This window comes from Streptomyces kebangsaanensis (assembly GCF_001906585.1).
GTDB classification, from domain to species: Bacteria; Actinomycetota; Actinomycetes; order Streptomycetales; family Streptomycetaceae; genus Streptomyces; species Streptomyces kebangsaanensis.
Genome location: NZ_JUJA01000147.1, coordinates 17,492 through 39,253, shown reverse-complemented (window position 1 = coordinate 39,253; position 21,762 = coordinate 17,492). Strand labels below are relative to the sequence as shown.

The 21,762-nt window shown below is 74.1% G+C and carries 12 protein-coding genes and 1 pseudogene; 8 read left to right on the top strand and 5 right to left on the bottom strand.

Going from position 1 to position 21,762, the window contains the following annotated elements:
• Positions 1–396: 396 nt before the first annotated feature.
• The 3 genes and pseudogenes from RH94_RS23665 to RH94_RS23655 all read left to right on the top strand — a co-directional run bounded on the left by RH94_RS23665 (position 397) and on the right by RH94_RS23655 (position 3,662).
• Positions 397–1,212 (top strand): polysaccharide deacetylase family protein, encoded by an 816-nt coding sequence (locus tag RH94_RS23665; protein ID WP_234425987.1) that lies wholly within the window; start codon positions 397–399, stop codon positions 1,210–1,212.
• A 128-nt stretch (positions 1,213–1,340) separates the two neighbouring features.
• Positions 1,341–1,706: pseudogene (locus RH94_RS23660) on the top strand (MarR family winged helix-turn-helix transcriptional regulator); the annotation flags it as partial.
• A 333-nt stretch (positions 1,707–2,039) separates the two neighbouring features.
• On the top strand, positions 2,040–3,662 hold the full coding sequence (locus RH94_RS23655) for an MFS transporter (RefSeq protein ID WP_073949728.1): 1,623 nt from the start codon (positions 2,040–2,042) through the stop codon (positions 3,660–3,662).
• 359 nt (positions 3,663–4,021) lie between these two features.
• On the opposite strand, the gene RH94_RS40845 is transcribed toward RH94_RS23655, so the two are convergent.
• The 4 genes from RH94_RS40845 to RH94_RS23640 form a co-directional block, all read right to left on the bottom strand.
• On the bottom strand, positions 4,022–4,189 hold the full coding sequence (locus RH94_RS40845) for a hypothetical protein (RefSeq protein WP_158073083.1): 168 nt from the start codon (positions 4,187–4,189) through the stop codon (positions 4,022–4,024).
• 146 nt (positions 4,190–4,335) lie between these two features.
• A complete protein-coding gene (locus tag RH94_RS23650; protein WP_073949726.1) occupies positions 4,336–4,857 on the bottom strand; it encodes a hypothetical protein in 522 nt (173 codons plus the stop codon).
• Positions 4,858–4,914: 57 nt separating this feature from the next.
• Positions 4,915–5,730, bottom strand: coding sequence for a hypothetical protein (locus tag RH94_RS23645; protein ID WP_073949777.1), 816 nt, complete (start codon positions 5,728–5,730; stop codon positions 4,915–4,917).
• The gene (locus RH94_RS23640; RefSeq protein ID WP_073949724.1) at positions 5,727–6,341 is read right to left on the bottom strand and encodes an ABC transporter ATP-binding protein; all 615 of its coding nucleotides are present in this window, start codon (positions 6,339–6,341) and stop codon (positions 5,727–5,729) included. Before RH94_RS23640 ends, RH94_RS23645 begins: the two co-directional genes overlap by 4 nt.
• Positions 6,342–6,634: 293 nt before the next feature.
• On the opposite strand from RH94_RS23640, the gene RH94_RS23635 reads away from it, so the two are divergent.
• Positions 6,635–8,011, top strand: a complete 1,377-nt coding sequence (locus tag RH94_RS23635) for a flavin-containing monooxygenase (RefSeq protein WP_073949722.1) — start codon at positions 6,635–6,637, stop codon at positions 8,009–8,011.
• 302 nt (positions 8,012–8,313) lie between these two features.
• Here the strand turns inward: RH94_RS23635 and RH94_RS23630 are convergent, their stop codons facing one another.
• Positions 8,314–9,630 carry a wax ester/triacylglycerol synthase domain-containing protein gene (locus RH94_RS23630; protein ID WP_073949720.1) on the bottom strand — a complete coding sequence of 439 codons (1,317 nt, stop codon included), beginning with the start codon at positions 9,628–9,630 and terminating at the stop codon, positions 8,314–8,316.
• A 679-nt stretch (positions 9,631–10,309) separates the two neighbouring features.
• On the opposite strand from RH94_RS23630, the gene RH94_RS23625 reads away from it, so the two are divergent.
• The 4 genes from RH94_RS23625 to RH94_RS44325 all read left to right on the top strand — a co-directional run.
• Positions 10,310–11,503: an SDR family oxidoreductase gene (locus tag RH94_RS23625; RefSeq protein ID WP_073949718.1), complete on the top strand. Its 1,194-nt coding sequence runs from the start codon at positions 10,310–10,312 to the stop codon at positions 11,501–11,503.
• A 33-nt stretch (positions 11,504–11,536) separates the two neighbouring features.
• The gene (locus RH94_RS23620) at positions 11,537–13,120 is read left to right on the top strand and encodes a PfaD family polyunsaturated fatty acid/polyketide biosynthesis protein (protein ID WP_073949716.1); all 1,584 of its coding nucleotides are present in this window, start codon (positions 11,537–11,539) and stop codon (positions 13,118–13,120) included.
• On the top strand, positions 13,117–19,200 hold the full coding sequence (locus RH94_RS23615) for a type I polyketide synthase (RefSeq protein WP_079189154.1): 6,084 nt from the start codon (positions 13,117–13,119) through the stop codon (positions 19,198–19,200). Before RH94_RS23620 ends, RH94_RS23615 begins: the two co-directional genes overlap by 4 nt.
• A gap of 59 nt (positions 19,201–19,259) precedes the next feature.
• On the top strand, positions 19,260–21,762 hold a 2,503-nt coding region (locus tag RH94_RS44325; RefSeq protein WP_267893392.1), incomplete at its 3' end, for a beta-ketoacyl synthase N-terminal-like domain-containing protein.

Sequence of the window (21,762 nt, the reverse complement as noted above, 5' to 3'; positions counted from 1 at the left end):
ACGGCGCCCTTGGCGCCGAGCAGTCCCCGCACCTTGCGGTCGCCGCGGTTGCCCGCGGTCGGCCGGCTGGCGGCGCCGATGCCGGTGCCGATGCCGGTGCGATGTCGTCGTGGTGGGGACGGGCCTGTCGGGCCCCACCGCCCGGCGCGGTCGGATCGACGTCCGCGGCACCACCACCGCCTTCGGCGCCTCCGCCGTGGAGGCCCTCGTCGCGGGCCGGTGGACCACCCGGGCCCGGGCCTCCCGGGCCCGGGCCCGTCGTCCCGGAGCCGTCCGGCTCCGGGTGCCCTCGGTGCGCGCCCGGGCTAGGCTCCCCCTATGCCTCGTTCATCCCATCGGGGTGTTTTCCGGCCCAGGCGGGCCCGGGGTCCTTCGCCGGCACACGGGGATCGCCCCGTGCGGAACGCGACCACGGCGACGCACCGGATGCGCGCGCCGGCCGCACTGGTGACCGCGGCGGCGATGGCGTTCACCCTGTCCGGCTGCGACGGCAACGACGTCACGCCGCGGGCCGGGACCACGCAGCGGATGCCGTCGGCGAGTGGCGCGGCGGCCGGGTTCGCCCGGAGCGCCGGCAGGTCCGTCGACTGCCGGAAGGCGAAGTGCGTGGCGCTCACCTTCGACGACTCGCCGAGCGTCCGCACCCCGCGGATCCTGGACATCCTGCGCCGGTACGGCGCGCACGCCACGTTCTTCACGCTGGGTGAGAACCATGTCGTGAGGCACCCGGGAACGGTCAGGCGGATGGCCGCGGAAGGCCACGAGGTGGAGACCCTCACCTGGTCCCACCGGATCCTCACTGCGATCAGTCCGGCCGACGCGCGCAAGGAGATCACCCGGGGTCGCGATGCCGTGGCAAGGGTCATCGGCCGCCGGCCGGTTCTGCTGCGCCCGCCGCAAGGCCGTACGAGCGCGGCCATCGCCGCGATCTGCCGGCAGCTCGGCATGGCGCAGGTCCTGTGGAGTGCCGACGCGTCCGACTACCGGACCACCGACTCGGCGCTGATCACCCGCCGGATCCTGGCCCGGACCGGTCCCGGAGGGATCATCCTGCTGCACGACCGGGTGGACCCCACCGACCGCGGCTACAACGGTACGGTCGCCGCGATTCCCGGCATCGTCTCCGCCCTCAAGGCCCGCGGCTACACCTTCGTCACCGTCACCCAGCTCCTCGCCCCGGCCAAGCCCCGGCCAGGTGAGGTGTACGAGTGACCGGTTGCGTGCGGGGCACCGCCGATCCGGAGCCGGAGGCGTCGCGGAATGACCGCGGGACGGGCACCGGACCGGTCCGACCAGGGCTGATTTGACTTAGGTATGAGCTCATACCAATAATGGCGAGCATGTCCGCAAGCAGCGCGCCCGAACAGCGCATCGCCCGCGTAGCCTCCGAGCTCGCGGCATGCCTGCCCGTGCTGCACCGGGCCCTGGAGCGGCGGGTCGCCGCGGAGTATCCCCATCCCAAGCCGCCCGAGGGGCAGCTCGCGCTGCTGCGGTTCGTCGCACAGCGGGAGGGGGTCACGGTCCGCGAGGCGGCCGAGGCTCTGCTGATGAAGCCCAACAATGTCAGCGCCCTGGTCTCCCAGCTCACGGAGCGGGGAGAACTGGAGCGTCGGCAGGACGACGCCGACAAGCGGATCGTCCATCTCCACCTCACGGAGTCCTCGCGGCAGCGGATCGCCGAGGTGCGTGCTCTCGAGGAGAGCCACNGGCCAGGCGATCCTGTCCCTCACCGACGGGGAGCTGGACGCGCTCGGTTCCGCCGTCGGGGCGCTCGAAGCGCTGACACGCCACCTCCACTCCGCGGCCCGCTGACGGCAGGGTCACGGGCTCGCGCGTGTTCCCGCGGTGAGGCGCCCGCCTCCCGCTTCCTTCCTGCCTGCTTCCGAGGACAGTCCTTCGGGGCGGTCCTCGGCGTTCTCGGCCCCGAGCGCCCTGCCCTGCCCCTTCGCCGGCCGGCGAGGGCGGCCGGACCGGCTGCGGCAGCGCGGCCGCTCTTCGCGTGTTCCGTTCGTCCCCCTGAGAAAGAAACGGCTCTCTCCATGGCGTCCACCTCCGTGGATATCTCCGCCCCGGTCCCGGCTGCTTCCGCGCAGCCGAAGTCCGCGGGCCGCCGGGGCAACCCCTGGCTCGCCCTGATCGCGGTGTCGTTCGGCCTGCTCATGGTGCAGCTCGACGGCTCCGTCGTCGCCATCGCCAACCCGGCGATCGGCAAGGACCTCCATGCCAGCACCGCGGAGCTGCAGTGGGTCACCAACTCCTACCTGCTCGCGCTCGCCGCCTCGATGATCCTCGGCGGCAAGCTCGGTGACCGGTTCGGCCGGCGTCTCCACTACCTTGTCGGTGTCGGCGGGTTCGTCGTCACCTCGGTCGCCATCGGCCTGTCCGGCAGCATCGAGGGCGTCATCGCCTTCCGTGCCCTGCAGGGCCTGTGCGGCGGCATCCTGATGCCCAACACCCTGGGCATCCTGCGCGCCGTCTTCCCGCCGAGGAGGTTCGCGCTCGCGGTGGGCATCTGGGGGATGGTCTCGGCCGTCTCGACCTCGCTGGGCCCGATCATCGGCGGTCTGCTCGTCGAACACGTCGACTGGGCGGCGGTCTTCTACCTGAACGCGCCGATCGGCGTCGTCGCGCTGCTGTTCAGCACGGCGGTTCTCGCGGAATCCAAGAACTCCACCGGCCGGCACCGCTTCGACATCGCCGGTGTCGTCCTGCTCGCCGCGGGTCTGCTCGCGCTCGTCCTCGGCATCGTCAAGGGCGAGACCTGGGGCTGGGCCTCCGCCGGGACCCTCGGCTCCATCGCCCTCGGCCTGGTTCTCCTGGTCCTCTTCGGCTGGTACGAGACCCGGCAGGAACACCCTCTGCTGCCGATGCGCCTGTTCCGCAACCGGTCGCTGACCACCGGCGCGGTCATGACCCTGCTGAACTTCTTCGTGATGCTCGGCGGCATCTTCTTCATCATGCTGTACCTGCAGAACGTGCGCGGCTACACACCGGTCGAGGCCGGTATCAGCACGCTGCCGATGTCGATCGCCTCGCTGTTCGCCTCTCCGATCGGCTCCCAGCTGACCGCCCGCTTCGGCCCGCGCGTCACGATCCCGCTGGGTCTGGTCCTGTCGGCCGCCGCCATGTTCTCCATGCTCACCTGGACCGTCGACTCCTCCTACGCGACCATGTGGCCGCCGTACGTCGCGATGGGCCTCGGCGTCGGCATCGTGCTGCCCGCCACCGCCGCCGCGATCATCGGCAACGCACCGGTCAGGGACGGCGGTGTGGCCTCCGGCCTGCAGTCCACCATGCTGCAGATAGGCGGCGCTCTCGGCACCTCCGTGCTGGTCACGGTGATCGCCGGCAAGGTCGGTTCCTCGCTGTTCGGTGAGCTCACCGGCGCGGGCGTCCCCCCTGCCACGGCCCGCGGTCTCGAGAAGGCCCAGGACGCCGTCGCGATGGGCATCGCCCCGGTCTCCTCCGACATGCCGGCGCGGATCAAGGCCGCGGTCGTCGAGGGCAGCGGCCAGGCGTTCGTCAACGGTCTGCACTCCGCCGTCACCGTGACCGGAATCCTGTGTCTGATCGGTGCCGTGGCTGCCGTGATCGGCATCAAGAGCCGCGCCGAGGAGGCGAAGAACGGCGCGGGCGAGGTGCCGGTCGTCGCCGCGTACTGAGCGACGGCACACGCGCGGGAGAGCGGCGCCGCCCGGGTCACGTCCGGCCCCGGCGGCGCCGCTCTCGCGTGTCCGCTCCGGCTCACGCCGCCGTATGCCGACCCGCGTGAACAGGCCGTCGCCTCCAACGACCCGGTGAACGAAGGCGGGTTCGACCCGTCGGCGGTCTTGTCCGGGTCGGTCCGGCCGCGCCGGGAGAGGTCGGTCCTCTTCGGCGGGCGCTGCCTCAGGCAGCTTGCCGGTGTTCTCGTTGGTTGCCCGCCGCCAGCGGCCGCGCGGGTCGCATGAGCAGACGTCGAAGCCGGCGGCGGCGNCGAGCCGCTTGTGGCCGGCCGGCTCCATGCCCCGGTCCTCGGTCCTCAAGCGGACAGCTCCAGCAGCAGCTCCGGGCGATCCGGTTCGGCCCGCAGCCGCTCGTAGAGGCCCATCGCGCCGGCCACCGCCGGATCGCCGACGGGCCGGTCCGTCCATGCCCACACCAGCGCGCTCGCGATCTGCCGGAGGTCGACGCACCCTGCTTCTCGCAAGATCCACCGGTGCGATCCCGTCCGGCGTTTCCGTACCGTCGGCCAAGGCAGCGGCCACGGAGTCGATGCGGCCGACCGAGGCCGTCGGGTCGGACGACGGACGGAAACGCCGGTCGGCGGACGGGGGCGGCGTCCGCCGGGTCTCGCTACCAGCCGGCCTTCACGCCGTCGTAGGCCTTGCGGCAGTCGGCGTTGGTGGCCTCCGTGGCGAGCTTCTGCATGGCGTTCTTCCAGACCTTCTTGGCCACCTTCTCCAGCTCCCGTGTCTGGGCGGGGATGTTCGGGGCGTACTTCTTGATCGTCCCGATGGCGGAGGTGGCGAACTTGTTGCACACGGGCCCGGCGGCGTTCCGGTAGCGGGTGTCCAGGTCCGTGGCCACCGCCTGGCCGTTCTTGGCGGCCCAGTTGTTCCAGGCCGCGCACGCCTCCTGGGTGAAGGCCTGCTGCTCGGCCTCGCTCAGGTTGACGACCTCGACCAGCATGGCGTTCTGGACCTTCTCGGGGACCGTGAAGTCCGTGACGGGGAACTTGTCGAGGGTGGTGAGCAGCGCGTCCTGACACGCGGGCGGCAGCGGGGCCGCCTGCGCGGGGGCGGGGAAGGCCAGGGCGGAGGCGGACAGGAGGGCCGCGGTGAGGACAGTGCGCTGGACGGTACGCGAAAGACTCATGGAGGTGGTGCTCCTTGCGTGGAGAATGTGTCGATCCGGGGACGAATCAACGCCCGGTTACAGAACGCTCGTCGGCCCCCGCAGGTCACGGCGGCCGTCCGGCCGGACGGCCGGTGGGAGCGCGTCGCGGGTACGCCGGCGGAAGACCATGAACCCGGCCAGCGCCGCCCCCATGAGCCAGAGCGACTGGATCGCGAGGCCCTGGGCCGCCGGCGCGCTGGAGAAGGCCGCGGACATGCTGGCCTGCACGGCTCCGTACGACGGCAGGAAGCGCACGACGGCGCTGTCCGACCCGGAGCTCGACAGGGGGTTCTGCAGGGCGACGTCGATGATGCTGATCATCAGGATGGCGAACATGCCCTCCACCTCACGGCGGAGCACCGAGCCGAAGACCACTCCGAGCGCGCCGTAGGTCAGGGCGGCGCAGAACAGCGCGGCGGCGAGCACGAGGGGCTGCCTGGGGGACCAGGCGAAGCCGGCGGCGGCCGTGGCGTACGCGGCGACGGCGGCGCAGACCAGGGTGAGCGCGGAGAGCTTGGCGAGGACCAGGTGGTGACGCGGGTAGCCCGCCATGGCCAGGCGCCGGTCGAAGGCACCGCCCGTGAAGGTGGCGGCGAACATCATGAACCCGGCGATCAGGGTGACCGCGTTCAGCGCGCCGGTGATCTGGGTGAGGTGGTTGCCGGGCGGGGTCAGGACCTCGCCCGTGGCCCGCAGCCGGAACGGCGCCGGCCGGTCGGGAATGGTCACGTAGGCCAGGGCGATCCACACGGGGATGTACAGCACCACCAGCAGCATCGCGAACCGGTTGCGGGCGTGGCCGATCAGCGCGTACCGGGAGGCCGTGGTGAACAGGGACCAGTGCCGCCTCATGCCGCCGCCTCCGAGCACCGGTCCTGGTGGTGGAGGCGCCCGTCCTCCAGGCGCCACAGCTGGTCCAGCCGGTCGATGTCGTACGCCAGGTGCGAGACGACCAGCACCGAGCGTCCGGCGTCGCGCAGCCCGGTCGCCAGCTTCCAGAAGCGCAGGTACGTCTCCCAGTCGAAGCCCTGGTAGGGCTCGTCCAGCAGCAGCACGTCCGGGTCGTGCATGAGCGCGAGGGTCAGGTTCAGCTTCTGCCGTGAGCCCCCGCTGAGCAGACCCGCACGCTGGTCGAGGTACTCGGTGAGGGCCAGGGTCTCCATCACTTCCTCGGCTCGCCGCAGGTCCGCGAGCCCGAAGGCGTGCCGGAAGAGGTCCAGGTGCTGGCGGACGGTGAAGGAGTCGTCCAGGACCACGGACTGCGGGCAGTAGCCGAACCGGCCGCTGTGGCGCACCGAGCCCCGGTCCGGCCTGAGTTCACCGGAGAGGATCCTCAGCAGCGTCGTCTTGCCGGCGCCGTTCTCCCCGACGATCCCGGCGAGCACCCCGGGCCGCAGTCGGAGGTCGACGCCCCGTAGAACGGCGTGCCGCCGGTAGGAGTGGTGCACATCTGTGACGTCCATCGCGCTGCTCCGTCGTGCCAGGTCTTCCGGATGGCCGCGGAACCGGTCCGCGGCCTCCGATCGGCGGCGGAACCGGGCCGCCCGTGCCCAACGAGCGGGCAGGGCAAGGGAAACGGAGCGGGGAGTGGTTCCGTTCCACGGCGTCAATCCGGCGCGCGCCGCGTCACGCCTGCGGCGGTTTCGCCGGTGGAAGCGGGTTTCGGGGCAAGCGGGGCGGCTAGCGTGGCCGGGGCCGGGGTGCCGGCAGGTCCGCCCGCCCGGGTTCCGCCCCGGTCCAGGAAGGTCGGTCAGTCATGCGGAGAACATGTGTGATCGGCGCCGGCCCGTCCGGCCTGGCCGCCAGCAAGGTCTTCGCCTCGCGGAACGTTCTGTTCGACTGCTTCGAGGCCGGGTCGGGCGTCGGCGGACTCTGGCGGTACGGCAACGACAACGGCATGTCGGGGGTGTACGCGTCGCTGCACGCGAACATCTCGAAGAAGAGCATGTCCTTCTCCTCCCTGGCCATGCCGGAGACCTGCCCGGTCTTTCCGCACCACAGCATGGTCCTGGCCTATCTGGAGGACTACGCCGCGTCGTTCGGCCTGCATCGCCACATCGTGTTCGGTACGGAGGTCACCTCGGTGCGGCCCCTGGACGACGGCGGCTGGGAGGTGGCCTGCCGGCGCCGCGGCGACGCGGCCGAGGAGACGCGGCGCTACACCGAGGTGGTGGTGGCCAACGGGCACCACTGGGACCCTCGTCTCCCGGACCCCGCCGTGCCCGGTGCCGAGGAGTTCGAGGGGACCGCGGTCCACTCGCACGACTACCGCACCCCCGCCCCGTACGCCGGCCGGCGGGTGCTGGTGATCGGCATGGGCAACTCCGCGTGCGAGATCGCGGCGGAGGTCTCGCGTACGGCGGCGCGGACGTTCCTCTCCGCGCGCGACGCGGCGCACGTGTTCCCCAAGATGCTGCTCGGCCGTCCGGCGGACCACCTGGTGTGGAGCCCGCTGTCCGATGTCCCGCGGTTCCTCAAGGACCCTGCGTTGCGGCTCCTCCTGCGGCTCGCCCGCGGTGCCCCGGCTCATTACGGACTCCCCGAACCGGACCGCGGACCGCTCGCACGCCACCCCTCCACCTCCGACGAACTCCTCGTCCAGCTGGCCCGGGGCGCGGTCACGCCGAAGCCCGGCGTCAGCTCCTTCGGCCGGGACACGGCGGTCTTCACGGACGGCAGCCGTGAACCGGTGGACGCCGTGGTGTACGCCACGGGCTACAAGATCTCCTTCCCCTTCCTGGAACCCTCCGTGTTCGCCGCCCCGGACGGCCGCACGGAGCTCTATCTGCGCACGGTCCCGCCCCGTATCCCCGGGCTCTACTTCATGGGGCTCGCGCAGCCCTCCGGTGCGGCCTTCCCGCTGCTCGAACCGCAGGCGGAATGGATCGCCGAGCTGATCGAGGGCGCGGTCGCCCTGCCGTCGCCGACGGACATGACGCGGGCGATCGCGCGCGAGTGGCGCCGCCATCGCAGGACGTACGTGTCCACCTACCGCCACGGGATCGAAGTCGACTTCCGCTCCTACCGAAGGGTCCTCCGCCGGGAGCGCCGAGCGGGCAGGCGTCGCGCACGCGGCGCCGTCCCGGCCCCGCCCGCCGTGGCCGGCCCCGCCCCGGCGACCGACGCCGTGTGATCCGCTCCGCCGGGTGTTCCTCCGGACGGGGCGCGGTGGGCGACTTCCTCGCCATGGTGCGCCTCCGGCCGCCCTGTGAGGAGTCCCTTCCCCTGCGCCGCCCCGCCTCGTTCTCATGCCGGCCGGAGCCCGGGCGCTCTGCACGCTCTCCGTCGTCCACGACACGGCCTTCGCCCGCGGTGCGGACCTCCCGGGCTGTGGCCGACGGCCCCGGCAGAGCTCGAAGCGGTGGTCCGACACGGACGGCCCGGCGCCGGGGGGCCGTATCCGAGCGGTCGGTACGGCTCCCGGTGCCGCCGCGTTCACACCGGCGCCGAGGCCCCCTCCAGCTCGCCCACGGCCTGCTCCCACAGTTCCGGGAGCAGTTCCCCGAGCGGAAGGGCGCGGTCGGCCACGAAGGCCACCTCGGCCCAGTTGCCGAAGAACGACAGCCCCACTCCGAACAGGTGCCCGGGCACGAGCAGGGGGAGCAGGGCGACGCCTGTCACCTGGGTGTCCCCCAGGCTGCCCTTGTCGGCGACCGGCATGGACGTGGTCATGACCTGGGTGACGCGCGGGGAGAGCATCCTTCGCAGGTACCACTCGGTCGGGCGGTCGGGCATGGAGCGGACCAGGTCCTGGATCGCCTGCCGCCACGCCTCGCCCCGCAGCTTCCGGGTCGTCGCCATGACGTGCTCCAGTCGCCGCAGGGGCGAGCCGCCGTCCTGGGGCCGGGTCCCGCGTTCCGGGGCGGTCCGCACGGGCAGCTCCAACGGCAGGGCGAAACAGCGGTTGCCCCAGGTCTGTTCCTCGTCCGGACGGCGTGCGTCGACGGGCAGCAGTGCCGTCACCCGGGGAAGCGGTACGCCGGACCGGACCGACCAGGCCGACAACACCCCGGTGAGCGCGGCCAGATGGACGTCGTGGGCCGATCCGCCACTCGCCGTACCGATCCGGCGGAGGGTGTCCGCCGGTACGCGGCCCCGCCACAGCCGCCGCTCTCCCGTGGGGACGAAGGGGACGGCCGGACGGTGACCGCGGACGGCGAGGGAGCCGGCCACGAACATCGCGGCCAGCCCGACGGCCGTGCCCGCCCGCCGGGGCAGACCGGCCAGGCGGCCCTTGCCCGGCACCGGGCGGGCCGACGGCTCCCCCTCGCCCAGCATGGCCCGGAAGGTCATCGCGGCGGCCGAACCGTCCTGGCAGGCGTGGTGGAAGCGGTAGCACAGGGCGTACTCGTCGGGCGCGTGGCCGTGGACCAGCCAGACCCCCCAGTAGGTGCCGGGCGCGAACGGCGCGTTGAGCGCGGTGTGCAGGGCGGCGTCCCACCCCTCGGGGCCCTCCGCGACCACCTCGTGGACGTGCCGGTCGACGGTGAAGTCCGCGTCCGGCCGCCACCGGGGGCGCCGTGGTCCGCCCTCGACCCGGCTCGTGAGCAGGGGCAGCCGGTCCAGGCGGAAGCCCACGTACGCGCGGAGGTCCGCCAGGCTCGGAGGCGGACCGCTCAGGTACGCGACGCCGCCGGCGTCCCAGCGGACGTCGGGGCGGCGGCGCTGCATACTGAGGAACGCGCGGTCGACCGCGTGGGTGGGGTGGCCGGGGAAGGGGACGGACTGGGCTGACGGAACGGACACGGGCATCGGGGGACTCCAGTTCGTGCCGGCGGACGGACGTGCGGGCGGGGGCGAGGCCGGGCGCTCGGCCACCCCGGCCGACCGGGACGGACCACCGATCGGAAGGGCCGCCGGCCGGTGCGGATCCGCAGCGGCACCGAACGCGTCACCTCGGCCCGGATCAACACGGTTTATATCCGGCCGCGGTGAACGGCCGTACGCGCCCGCAGGCCCCCGGAGTACGTGCTTCCCCTCCCGCCCCGCCGGGCTCGACGCCCCGCACCGTCCGCCGACGGCGACGCCGGGCCTCCCGGAACCGCCTCCCGGCCACCGCCCGCGAGATCACCCGAAAGGAGGACAGGCCGCCGAGCGGCCAGCTCGGTCCCGGCTGCTCCCGTCGTGCCCGTACGGCCAGGCACCCCGGCTCGCGACGGGGGCTTCGAAGGGCCGTCCGGGACACACACGGACCGCGGCCCGGGTAACCCGATCAGGTGAGCCGGTGGGATCGGGGACTCCGTCGCCGTCCGCCGTCTGACACTGTGTGCCTTGCGCCGGCGGTCCTCAGACCCGGGAGAAGGCCTGAGGAGCCCGCGGCGAGGCTGGAGGAACCGGAGGACCGACGGACGTCCGCCGCAGCGGCCCGGCCTTCACCGCCCTCGCACGCGGTTGTGGTTCTGTCCCTTTCAAAGCCCCTGGAGCCAAGGTCATGCACGTCGCCCTCACCGGCGCCACCGGATTCCTCGGACTGCGTCTGCTGCGCCGTCTGCTCGACACGCACCGGTCGGTGACGGTCCTGGTCCACGCGGGATCGCGCGACGCACTGCACCGCATCACCCGGTTCTTCGCACTGACCGGCGCGCCCGAGCCGTTCGTCGCCGAACTCCCCGGCCGGCTGCGGGTGGTGGAGACCGAGTTGGAGCAGCCGGGGCTGGGGCTGTCCAGGCGCGCGTTCCAGGAGTTGGCCGGCGGTCTCGGGGCGATCTGGCACAGCGCGGGCAGCATCAACCTGGAGGGAGAGCTTCCCGAGTTGCGCCGGACCAACGTCGAAGGGACCAGGCACGTACTGGAGTTGGCCGCCGCCGGACGCGGGAGACCCGTGGTCCATCACGTGAGTACCGCCTTCGTGGCCGGAAGCCGACGTGAGGGGGTGGCGTACGAGGACGAGCTGGACGACGCCCACGGCTTCGAGAACGCCTACGAACGCTCCAAGTACGAGGCGGAGGTGCTGATCCACGCGTGGTCGCGGGAGCACCGCCGTCCGGTCGTGGTGCTGCGGCCGAGCATCCTGGTCACGGACCTGCCGCCGCACCCGGAACTGCCCTCGCATCCGCTCCAGGTCGTCGAGCGGATCCTGCGCGACGCGCGACACGCCGCCGGTCCCGGGAGCCCGGGCCACGACGGCGCCGGGCCCGACGGCCCCCACGGCGCCGTTCCGGGCGGCCGTCCCCGCATCCGGCTGGTGGGTCATCCGCACGGCCGGCTGAACCTGATGCCGGTGGAGCACGCGGCCGAGGTCATGGTGCGGCTGGCCGGCCGGACGCCCTCGGGCGGAGTCGACACGTACCACGTCGTCCATGACCGCGACGTGCCGGTGCTGACGATCACGACCCTGCTGGAGCGGCTGGTCCGGTTGTCGATCGACCTGGTCGCCACGGAGCCGGACGACCGGTCGGCGCTGGAGGCGCTGGTGGACTTCTACCCGGGCCTGACGGCCTACCTCGCCCACCGACGGCGCTTCGACGACACCCGGGTCCGGGCCCTGTTCGGGCCGCCAACGGCCTCCGGCCGGGTGGACCTCGACTACCTGTGGTCCGGCCTGGCCCCGAGGGACCGGGTTCCCGCCGGGCCGTCGCCCACGCCCACACCCACCGCCGCCTTCCCGTCCGCCCGGTACGCCTGACCCGCACGCCTCCTTTCCCGCTGGAGCCCCTCCGTGTCCGTCCTCTCCGTTCCCGACGCCCCCGCCGCGTCCCCGCCGGCCTTCTCCCCCGAGGGGATCGCCGCCCGTGCCCGGCGGATCCGGGAACCCGTCCACATCGTCAGCGGGCCGAGCGGCCGTGAGCTGGGGCTCGCGACCGGTCCCGCACCCGGCGGCCCGGTGCTCGGCACGCTGCCGCCGCTGTACCCCGAGTGGCTCGGCGGGCGCACCTTCTGCGAGGCGCACGGCGTCCGTTTCCCCTATGTGGCGGGCGAGATGGCGAACGGCATCGCGACCACCCGGATGGTGTCCGCGATGGCCCGGGCGGAGATGCTCGGGTTCTTCGGCGCCGGTGGCCTGGCGTACGCCGAGGTGGAGCGGGCCGTGCACGCGCTGGCCCAGGAGCTGCGGTCCCGTCCGAACTGGGGCGTGAACCTCATCCACTCACCGGCCGAACCCACGCTGGAGTTGCGCGTCGCCGAGCTGCTGCTGCGCTGCGGTGTGCCCCGGATCTCGGCGTCGGCGTTCATGGAGCTGACCCCGGCCGTCGTGCTGTGCTCGGCCCGGGGGCTGCGCCGGGGCACCGACGGCGGGATCGTCCGGCGCACGCGGATCCTCGCCAAGGTCTCCCGGCCCGAGGTGGCCGAGAGGTTCCTCTCGCCCGCCCCGGCCGCGCTGCTGGACCTGCTCGTCGCCCAGGGGAAGCTGACCTCGGAGGAGGCCCGCCTGGCGGCCCTGGTGCCGGTGGCCGAGGACATCACCGTGGAGGCCGACAGCGGAGGCCACACCGACAACCGGCCGTTGCCGGCCCTGCTGCCGAGGATCGCCCTGCTGCGCGACGCGCTGTGCCGGCGGTTCGGCTACCGCCGGCCGGTCGGGATCGGCGCGGCCGGCGGGCTGGGCACGCCGGACGCGGTGGCCGCCGCCTTCGCCCTCGGCGCGTCCTACGTGGTCGTCGGATCGGTGAACCAGACGGCCGTCGAGGCGGGCCTGTCCGAAGAGGCCAGGGCGATGCTCTGCGAGGCGGATGTCGCCGATGTGGCCATGGCTCCGGCGGCGGACATGTTCGAGCTGGGTGTCACGCTGCAGGTGCTGTCCCGGGGGACGATGTTCGCGCAGCGGGCCGGCAGGCTCCACGCGGCGTACCGGGCGCACGGTTCGCTGGAGGAGATCCCGCCCGCGGTGCGCGCCACGCTCGAACGGGACGTGCTGCGCGCCTCGTTCGACGAGATCTGGCAGCGCACGCGCGCGTTCTGGGAGCGGCGCGACCCCTCGGAGATCACGCGTGCGGAGGCCGATCCCAAGCACCGTATGGCGCTGGTCTTCCGCTGGTACCTGGGCAGTTCCAGCCGGTGGGCGATCACCGGCGAGGCGGCCCGGCGCACCGACTACCAGATCTGGTGCGGGCCGGCGATGGGCGCGTTCAACCGCTGGGTCGCGGGCACGTTCCTGGCCGAACCGTCGAACCGGTCCGTGGTGCAGATCGCACTCAACCTGCTCGAAGGCGCCGCGGTCCTCACCCGCGCCCATCAACTGCGCACCTACGGAGTCCCGTTGCCGTCCGAGGCCTTCGCCTACACCCCGTGCGGGCTGGCATGAGCGGCCCCGGTGCCCCGGAGGCGCCGGCCGCAGCCGTCCGACCCCGAGGAGAGACCGTGTCCACCCCCACCCCTGGGCAGGTGCCCGTCGCCGTGGTCGGTGTCGGCGCCCTGGTGCCCGGCGCGACGGACGCGGCCGGCTACTGGCGGATCGTGACCGGTGGCCGGGACCTGATCACCGAGGTGCCCGCCTCCCGCTGGCTGGTGGCGGACCACTACGACCCGGACCCGGCCGCCCCCGACAAGACGTACGCCCGCCGGGGCGCCTTCCTGCCGGAGGTGGACTTCGACCCGTTGGCGTACGGGGTGCCGCCCGCCAACCTGTCGGCGACGGACACCTCCCAACTGCTCGCCCTGATGGTCGCCGACCAGGTGCTGACCGACGCCGGCGGTCTGTCGGGCGTGGACCGGGACCGGGTCGGCGTCGTCCTCGGCGCGGCCGCCCTGGAACTGCTCCCGCACATGTACGGGCGCGCCCACCGCCCGGTGTGGCTCAAGGCGTTGCGCGAGAGCGGTCTCGCCGAGGCCGAGGCGCGGGCCGTGTGCGACCGCATCGCGGCGCACTTCAGCCCGTGGCAGGAGGCGACCTTCCCCGGCCTGCTCGGCAATGTCGTCGCGGGCCGGATCGCCAACCGGTTCGACCTGCACGGCACCAACCACACCACCGACGCCGCCTGTGCAAGCTCCCTGGCGGCCCTGTCCACGGCGGTCGGTGAACTGGCGCTCGGGCGGGCCGATCTGGTGATCAGCGGAGGTGTGGACACCGGGAACGACATCGGCATGTTCCTGTGCTTCTCCAAGACGCCCGCGCTCTCCCGCACCGGTGACTGCCGTCCGTTCTCGGACGCGGCGGACGGCACCATGCTCGGCGAAGCGGTCGTCATGTACGCACTGAAGCGGCTGTCCGACGCGGAGCGGGACGGCGACCGGATCCACGCGGTGATCCGGGGCATCGGCACCTCGTCCGACGGGAGGGGTACGGCGATCTACGCGCCGCTTCCCGACGGTCAGGCACGGGCTCTGCGGCGCGCCTACGAGGAGGCGGGCTACGGTCCGCAGACCGTGGAGCTGGTCGAGGCGCACGGGACCGGCACGAAGGCCGGGGACGCCACCGAACTGGCGGCGCTGCGCCAGGTGTTCGAGGCGTCGGGGCGTACGGATGGGCAGTGGTGCGCGATCGGTTCGGTCAAGTCGCAGATCGGGCACACCAAGTGCGCGGCGGGCGCGGCGGGGCTGCTCAAGGCGGTCATGGCCCTGCACCACAAGGTGCTGCCGCCGACCGTCAAGGTCGACCGGCCGATCCCGGCGGCCGCCGTCCCGGACGGCCCGTTCTACGTCAACACCGAGACCCGGCCGTGGGTGCGGCCCGCCGGTCATCCGCGCCGGGCGTCGGTGTCGAGCTTCGGCTTCGGGGGCAGCAACTTCCACGTCACGCTGGAGGAGTACGTGCCCTCGGGCACCCCGGCCCGGGTGCCGCCGCGCCATCGCTCCGTGCCGAGCGAACTCGTCCTGTTCAGCGGCGCGTCGCCGTCCGACCTGGTACCGCCGGAGACGGACGGCGGCCGTTCGCCGGCCGCGCTCGCCCGGGAGAGCCACCGCGCGTTCTCACCCACCGACCCGGTGCGGCTGGCCGTCGTCGCCACCGGCGCCGAGGACCTGCGGGAGAAGTACGCGCAGGCGCTCACACTGATCCGGCGGCGGCCCGGCACGGCGTTCTCGACACCGAACGGCGTCCGGTACGCCTCCGGGGACCCCGCGCCCGGCCGTATCGCCTTCCTGTTTCCGGGACAGGGCTCCCAGTACGTCGGGATGGGCGCCGACCTCGCGATGCTCTCACCGGCCGCCCAGGCCGTGTGGGACCGGCTGGGCGGCACCAGGTTCGACGGGCGGCCCCTGCACCGGGTGGTGTTCCCGCCGCCCGCCTTCACCGACGAGGAACGCGCGGCCCGGGCGGCGCACCTGGCCGCCACCGAGTGGGCGCAGCCCGCGCTCGCGGTGCACGCGCTCGCGCTGCTGGAGGTACTGCGGGGTCTGGGGCTGCGACCGGACTGCGCGGCGGGCCACAGTTTCGGTGAGCTGGTGGCGCTGCACTGCGCGGGTGTCCTGGACGCCGACGCACTGGTCGGTCTGGCCCGCAGGCGCGGTGAGCTGATGCGGGACGCGGCCGTCGTACCGGGCGCGATGCTGGCCGTGGCGGCGGACCGCGAGCACGTGGTGTCCGTGCTGGCCGGTGGCGAGTTCGGCGACATCTGGCCGGCCAACCACAACTCCCCGCGCCAGGTGGTGCTTTCGGGTACGTCGGAGGCTGTCGAGCGCGCCGAGAAGGCGTTCGCGGCCGAGGGGGTCGGCACGCGCCGGCTGACCACGTCGACCGCTTTCCACAGCCCCCTGGTCGCCCCGGCCACTGAGCCGCTCGCCGCGTTCCTGCGCACGGTCCCGTTCGCGGAGCCCCGGATCGAGGTGTACGGCAACGCGGACGCGGCACCGTACCCGTCGTCGCCCGACGAGGTACGCCGCCGGATCGCCGGCCACCTGGCCTCACCGGTGCTCTTCCGGGACCAGATCGAGGCGATGTACGCGGCGGGGGTGCGGACCTTCGTCGAGGTCGGCGCGGGCACCGCGCTGACCGGCCTGGTCGGACAGATCCTCGGTGACCGCGAGCACGCGGCCGTCCTCCTGGACCGGCCGGACCGGTCCGGGGCCGACACCCTGCACACCGCGCTCGGCGAACTCTCCGTACGCGGTGTTCCTCTCGACTTCGATTCCCTCTGGGCGCCGTACGCCTCGCCCGGAACCCCAGTGAAGGAGCGCGAGCCCCGGATGACCGTGAAGATCAGCGGAGCCAACTACGGTCAGCTCCACCCGCCCCGCACCGGAGCCGCCGAACCACCCCCGCCCACGCCCGCGCCCCCGTCCCCGTCCGCGCCCGACATTCCGGCGGTTCCCGTGCCCGCGTACGCCCCCGCTCCCGCCCGCACTCCGGAGCCGTCGGCGTACGGGGCGGCGCCCGCCCAGGAACCGGAGCCCGCGTACGGTGCCGAGCCGTCACACGACGCCGTGCCCGCGTACGGTGCCGAGCCCGGGGCCGCCCTCGGCGCCGAGTGGTACGCCGCGGTGGAGAGCGTCCAGCGGCAGACGGCGGAGGCCCACGCGGCCTGTCAACGCATGCTGACCGACAGCCACATGGCTTTTCTGCGGATGACCGAGACCACCCTGGCCGCGATGCTCGGGGTACAGGGCGCCGACGGTGTGCTCGACTCCCCGGCTCCCCCGGCACCGCTGCCACTCCCCCGTCCTCCGGCACCCCGGCGGGCTCCGGAACCGGTGACACCACCCCCGGCGGCGGCCGACGTTCCCAGGGCCACGCCCGCCCGTGTGCCCGCCGGGCCCGGCGGGACGCCACCGCTCGCACCGGCCGCCGTCCCGGTGGCCCCCCCGGCACCGGCCGCCGGTGCCGCGCCCCTGTCGGCGCCCGAACTGGAGGAGCTGCTGCTCTCGGTGGTGGCCCGGCTCACCGGCTACCCGACGGAGATGCTCAACCTGGACATGGAGCTGGAGGCGGATCTGGGAGTCGACTCGATCAAGCGGGTCGAGATCCTGTCGGCCGTCCGCCGGAGCGTGGGCGACGTGGCGACGGGAGACGTCGGAGAGCTCGGCAGGCTCCGCACGCTGCGCGAGATCGTCGAGGCACTCACCGCGGCCGGCCGGCCGGCCGGGACACCGGCGCCGGACTCCCCGGCCGTGACCGGGCCCCCCGCCGGGACGGCCGCCGCCGTCCCGGAGATCCCCGCCATGCGCACCGGGTCCGAGCAGGAGACGGCGCTGACGAGGCTGGTGCCGCGCGCGGTGGAGTCACCGGCGTCCGGACTGGCGACGGCGGGGCTCCTGGACGGGCCGCTCGTGGTGACGGGCGGGGGTCCCGGCGGCGCCGAGATCACCACCCTCGTCGCGCGGAAGCTGGTGGAGCACGGCGTGGACGCCACCGCCGTGGCGGAGGTGCCCGAGGACGCGCGCGGTGTCGTGCACCTCGGCGGGCCGGCCGGGGACGGCACGCCGGACCATGCGCGGGAGGTCCACCGGTCGGTGTTCCGCGCGGCGCGCGCGGTGGCGGCCCGGGCGGCCGAACGGGGCGGACTGTTCGTGACCGTGCAGGACACCGGAGGCGACTTCGGGCTCGGCGGCCACGCGCCCGACCGCGCGTGGCTGGGCGGCGTCGCCGGTCTGGCCAGGACCGCGGCGAAGGAGTGGCCGAGCGCGTCGGTCAAGGCCGTCGACTGCGAGCGGGGCGGTCGGAGCGACGAGGAGGTCGCCGAGGCCATCGTGCGGGAGCTGCTCGAAGGCGGCCCCGACCCGGAGGTGGGTCTCCGCGCGGACGGTACCCGCACCACCCTGCGGACGGTACCCGCGCCGGTGATGCCCGGCAGCACCCGGCGGATCACCCCGGAGTCGGTGATCGTGGCCACCGGAGGGGCCCGCGGGGTGACCGCCGCCGCGCTGCTGGACCTGGCCAGGACCCACCGTCCGCGGATCGTGCTGCTCGGCAGGACGGCACCGGATCCCGAGCCCGCGGGGCTCGCGTCGGCCACCGACGAACCGGCGCTCACCCGTCTGCTCGCCGAGCGTTCCACCGAGGACGCGGCGGACTCCTCGCCCGCCCGGATCGCGACGCGGGCCCGGGAGATCCTGGCCGCGCGCGAGGTACGGGCGACGCTGGCGGCGCTGGAGGCGGCGGGGTCCCCCGTCCGGTACGTCCAGGTGGACGTCCGCGACGGCGACGCCGTCGCCGCCGCACTGCGCGACGTGCGGGACGCGTGGGGGCCGGTCACCGGCATCGTGCACGGTGCGGGAGTGCTGGCCGACAAGCGGATCGCCGACAAGACCGACGAGCAGGTCGAGCGGGTGATGTCCACCAAGGTGGACGGTCTGCGCGCGCTGCTGGCCGCGACGGCGGACGATCCGCTGGACGTGATCTGCCTGTTCTCCTCGGTGGCCGCCGTGTTCGGCAACGCGGGGCAGGGCGACTACGCCATGGCCAACGAGGTCCTGGCTCAGGTGGCGTCCGCCGAGCAGGCCCGCCGCCCCGGCTGCCTGGTGCGGTGCGTCGCCTGGGGTCCGTGGCGCGGCGGCATGGTCACGCCCGCTCTGGCCGGGCATTTCGGCCGGTCCGGGGTTCCGCTCATCCCTCTGGAGCAGGGCGCGGCCGCTTTCACGGCCGAGCTGGACGGCACAGCCGGCGAGGCCCGCGTCGTCCTGGTGGCCGGGGACGATCCGGCGGCCCTGTCCCCGGCCGGCGATCCGCGTCCGGCGCAGCTGCTGGTCCGGGCGGCCGGCCTGCCGCAGCTGGCCGACCACGCGCTCGCCGGGGTTCCCGTGCTGCCCGTGGCGATGGTCCTGAACTGGTTCGCGGGGGCGGCCACCGCCTGGCTGCCCGGGGCCGGCCCCCTCGTCCTGCGCGACCTGCGGGTGTACAAGAAGTGCGCCCTGCCCGGACTGGCCGGCACCGGTCACCGGCTCACCGTGCACGGCAGCCGGGGCGCGGCCGGTTCGCCGTCGGGGCTGGAGGCGGAACTGCGGGGGGAGAGCGGAGTGGCGCACTTCCGGGCCGTACTGGACACCGGGGCCGAAGGGCCGGATCCGGCCGCGTGGGGCAGCCCGGACGGCCTCGAGCCGCTGGACCGCACCGAGTTGTACGACGGCGAGAGCCTCTTCCACGGCCCCCGGTTCCACTCCCTCCACTCGCTGCACGGCGTTTCGGAGCACGGGGCCGAGGCGGTCGTCGCGGGCGTGCGCGTCCTGGAATGGCCGGGTGAGCACTGGCCGCTCGACCCGGCCGCCGTGGACGGAGCGCTCCAACTCGCCCTGGTCTGGGCGCAGGAGGAGCTCGGCGCGGCGACGCTGCCGATGGCCGTCGCGGAGTGCAGGGTGCACCGGCGCGGTCCGGTGGAGGGCACCGTGCGGTGTGTGCTGCGGGGCCGGAAGGTGCACAGCACGGGGGCGCGCTGCGACGCGGCGCTGATCGACGCCGACGGAGCCGTCCGTCTGGAACTGCTCGGCGTGGAGCTCGTCCGCCGCCCCTCCTGAGCCCCGGCCCCTCCGATCCAGTCCCGCTCCGCCCTGCCCTGCCCTGAAGTGAGACCTGCATGGAATTCGAACCGATCGCCGTCGTCGGCCGGGGCTGTGTGCTGCCCGACGCGCTCGATCCGGACACGTTCTGGGACAACATCGCCGCGGGCCGCACCAGCCTGTCAGCCGTCCCGGAGGGCCGGTGGCGGCTGCCGCGCCACTGGGCCATGGGCCCGGTGGACGACCACCTCGACCGCACCTGGACCGATGTCGGCGGGTACGTACGGGGGTTCGAGTCCGTCTTCGATCCGAGCGGCTTCCGGATCGCTCCGGAGCGGATCCTGTCGCTGGACCCGCTCTTCCACTGGGTCATGTACGGCGTCCGGCAGGCGCTCACGGAGGCGGGCCGCGAGGGCCCGCTGCCGCGCGCGGGGCTGGTGCTGGGGAACCTGTCCTATCCCACGCCCTCGGGGGCGGCTTTCGCCGAGCACGTCTGGCTGTCCGCCCAGCGGCCCCCGCTCCGTGACGCCCTGCTGACGGGAGAGCTCCGGGAGCGGCCCGACGCCCGGAACCGCTTCTCGTCCGGGCTGCCCGCCCGGCTCGCGGCCCGGGCCCTCGGGCTGGGCGCGGGCGCGTGGTCCCTCGACGCCGCCTGCGCGTCGTCGCTGTACGCGGTCAAGCTGGCGTGCGACCGGCTGCACGACGGCACGGCGGACCTGATGGTGGCCGGTGCGGTCAGCCGGGCGGACCCCCTCTATCTGCACGTGGGGTTCTGCGGGCTGTCCGCGACGAGCCGCACGGGGCGCAGTCGGCCCTTCCACCGGGACGCGGACGGACTGGTGCACGGCGAGGGCGCCGGCTTCGTCGCCCTGATGCGGCTGTCCGAGGCCCGTGCCGCCCGTCTGCCCGTGCTCGGCGTGATCCGCGGTGTCGGGTTGTCCAACGACGGGCGCGGCACCGGGCTGATCAGTCCGTCGGAGGAGGGCCAGGTCCGGGCCATGCGCCTGGCGTACGACGCGGCGGGCGTCGCGCCCGGGACCGTGTCGCTCGTCGAGTGCCACGCGACGGGGACGCCGGTCGGGGACGCGGTGGAGGCACGCGGCATGGCCCGGGTCTTCGGGGCCGGTGACGACGTGCCCATCGGTTCGGTGAAGTCGAACGTCGGGCACCTGCTGGCCTCGGCGGGCGTGGCCGGGCTGCTGAAGGTGCTCGGCGCGCTGCGTGCGGGGGTCCGTCCGGCGACGCTCGGCGCACAGCGGCCGCTGGAGGCGCTGGCGGGCACGCCGTTGCGGGTGCTGACCGCGCCGGAACCGTGGTCGGGGCCGCGCCGGGCGGCGGTGAGCGCGTTCGGGTTCGGCGGGACCAACGCCCATCTGGTGGTGGACCTTCCGGACGGCGACCCGGTGTCCGCCGTACCGCGACCGGCCCGCCCGGCCGCCGCCGTGCCCGCCCCGGCCCGGGTGCGGGAGTCGCCGGGCGGCCGTACGCCGGTGGCGATCGTCGCCGTCGGCGCCCGGGTCGGCGACGGGACCTGTACCGAGGACTTCCGGCGGGCGGTGCTGGGCGGTGAGCGGCGTGGCCCCGCCGCGGAGATCGCCGTGGAGTTGAGGGACCTGTGCTTCCCGCCCCTGGCCCTGCAGCGGACGGTGCGCCATCAGCTCCTGGTGCTGGAGGCCGCCCGGGAGGCCGTACGGTCGGTGTCCCTGCCCCGGGAGCGGACCATGGTGGTCGTCGGGATGGGAGTGGACCCCGAGGTGGCCCGGGCGGGCGCCCGCTGGCGGGTTCCCCACTGGCTGGAGCAGGCCGGGCTCTCCGCCACGGCGGCGTCGGCGGGCCTCGCCCGGGACGCGTTCGTGCCGCCCATGACCGCGGAGGGGGTGGTGGGCAGCATGCCGAACCTCGTGGCGAACCGGATCAGCACCCAACTCGACCTGGCGGGCCCCGGGTTCGCGGTCTCGGCGGAGGAGGCGTCCGGGCCGGTGGCGCTGGAACTCGCGGCCCGGGCCGTCCGGTCGGGGGAGGTCGACGCCGCGCTCGTCGGTGCCACCGACCTGTCCTGCGAGGCGGTGCACCGGGCCGCCCAGCGGGAGCTCGGACGCGAGGACGAACCGGGGGACGCCGCCGTCGTCCTGGTCCTCAAGTCCCTGGACACCGCGCGCAAGGACGGCGACACCGTCGTCGCCCTGCTCGACGAGGATTCCGCCGGCGCACCCGACATGGTCATCGGGGACGGCCCCGACGCGGTGTTCGACCCGGCGTCGGCCTTCGGGCGCGCCCACGCCGCGTACGGGCTGGTCTCCGTCGCGGTCGCGGCGCTCTCGCTCCAGCACCGCGCGGTGCCGCGTCCGGGCGGTCCCGCGGACACCGCGACCGTCGCGCACACCGCGCAGGCCGTGGTGACACCGATGGAAGGGCCCACCGCGCGTGTCCGGCTGCGCGCGGGAGACGCCCGGCCGTGGCTGCGGGGCCCGGCTCCGCGCCTGCACGTCTTCTCCGGGGCCGACCGCCGGGAGGTGCTGGCCGCGCTGGAGTCCGGCGCGGAGTCCGCCACCGGGCCGGCCCGGCTGGCGCTCGTGGCTG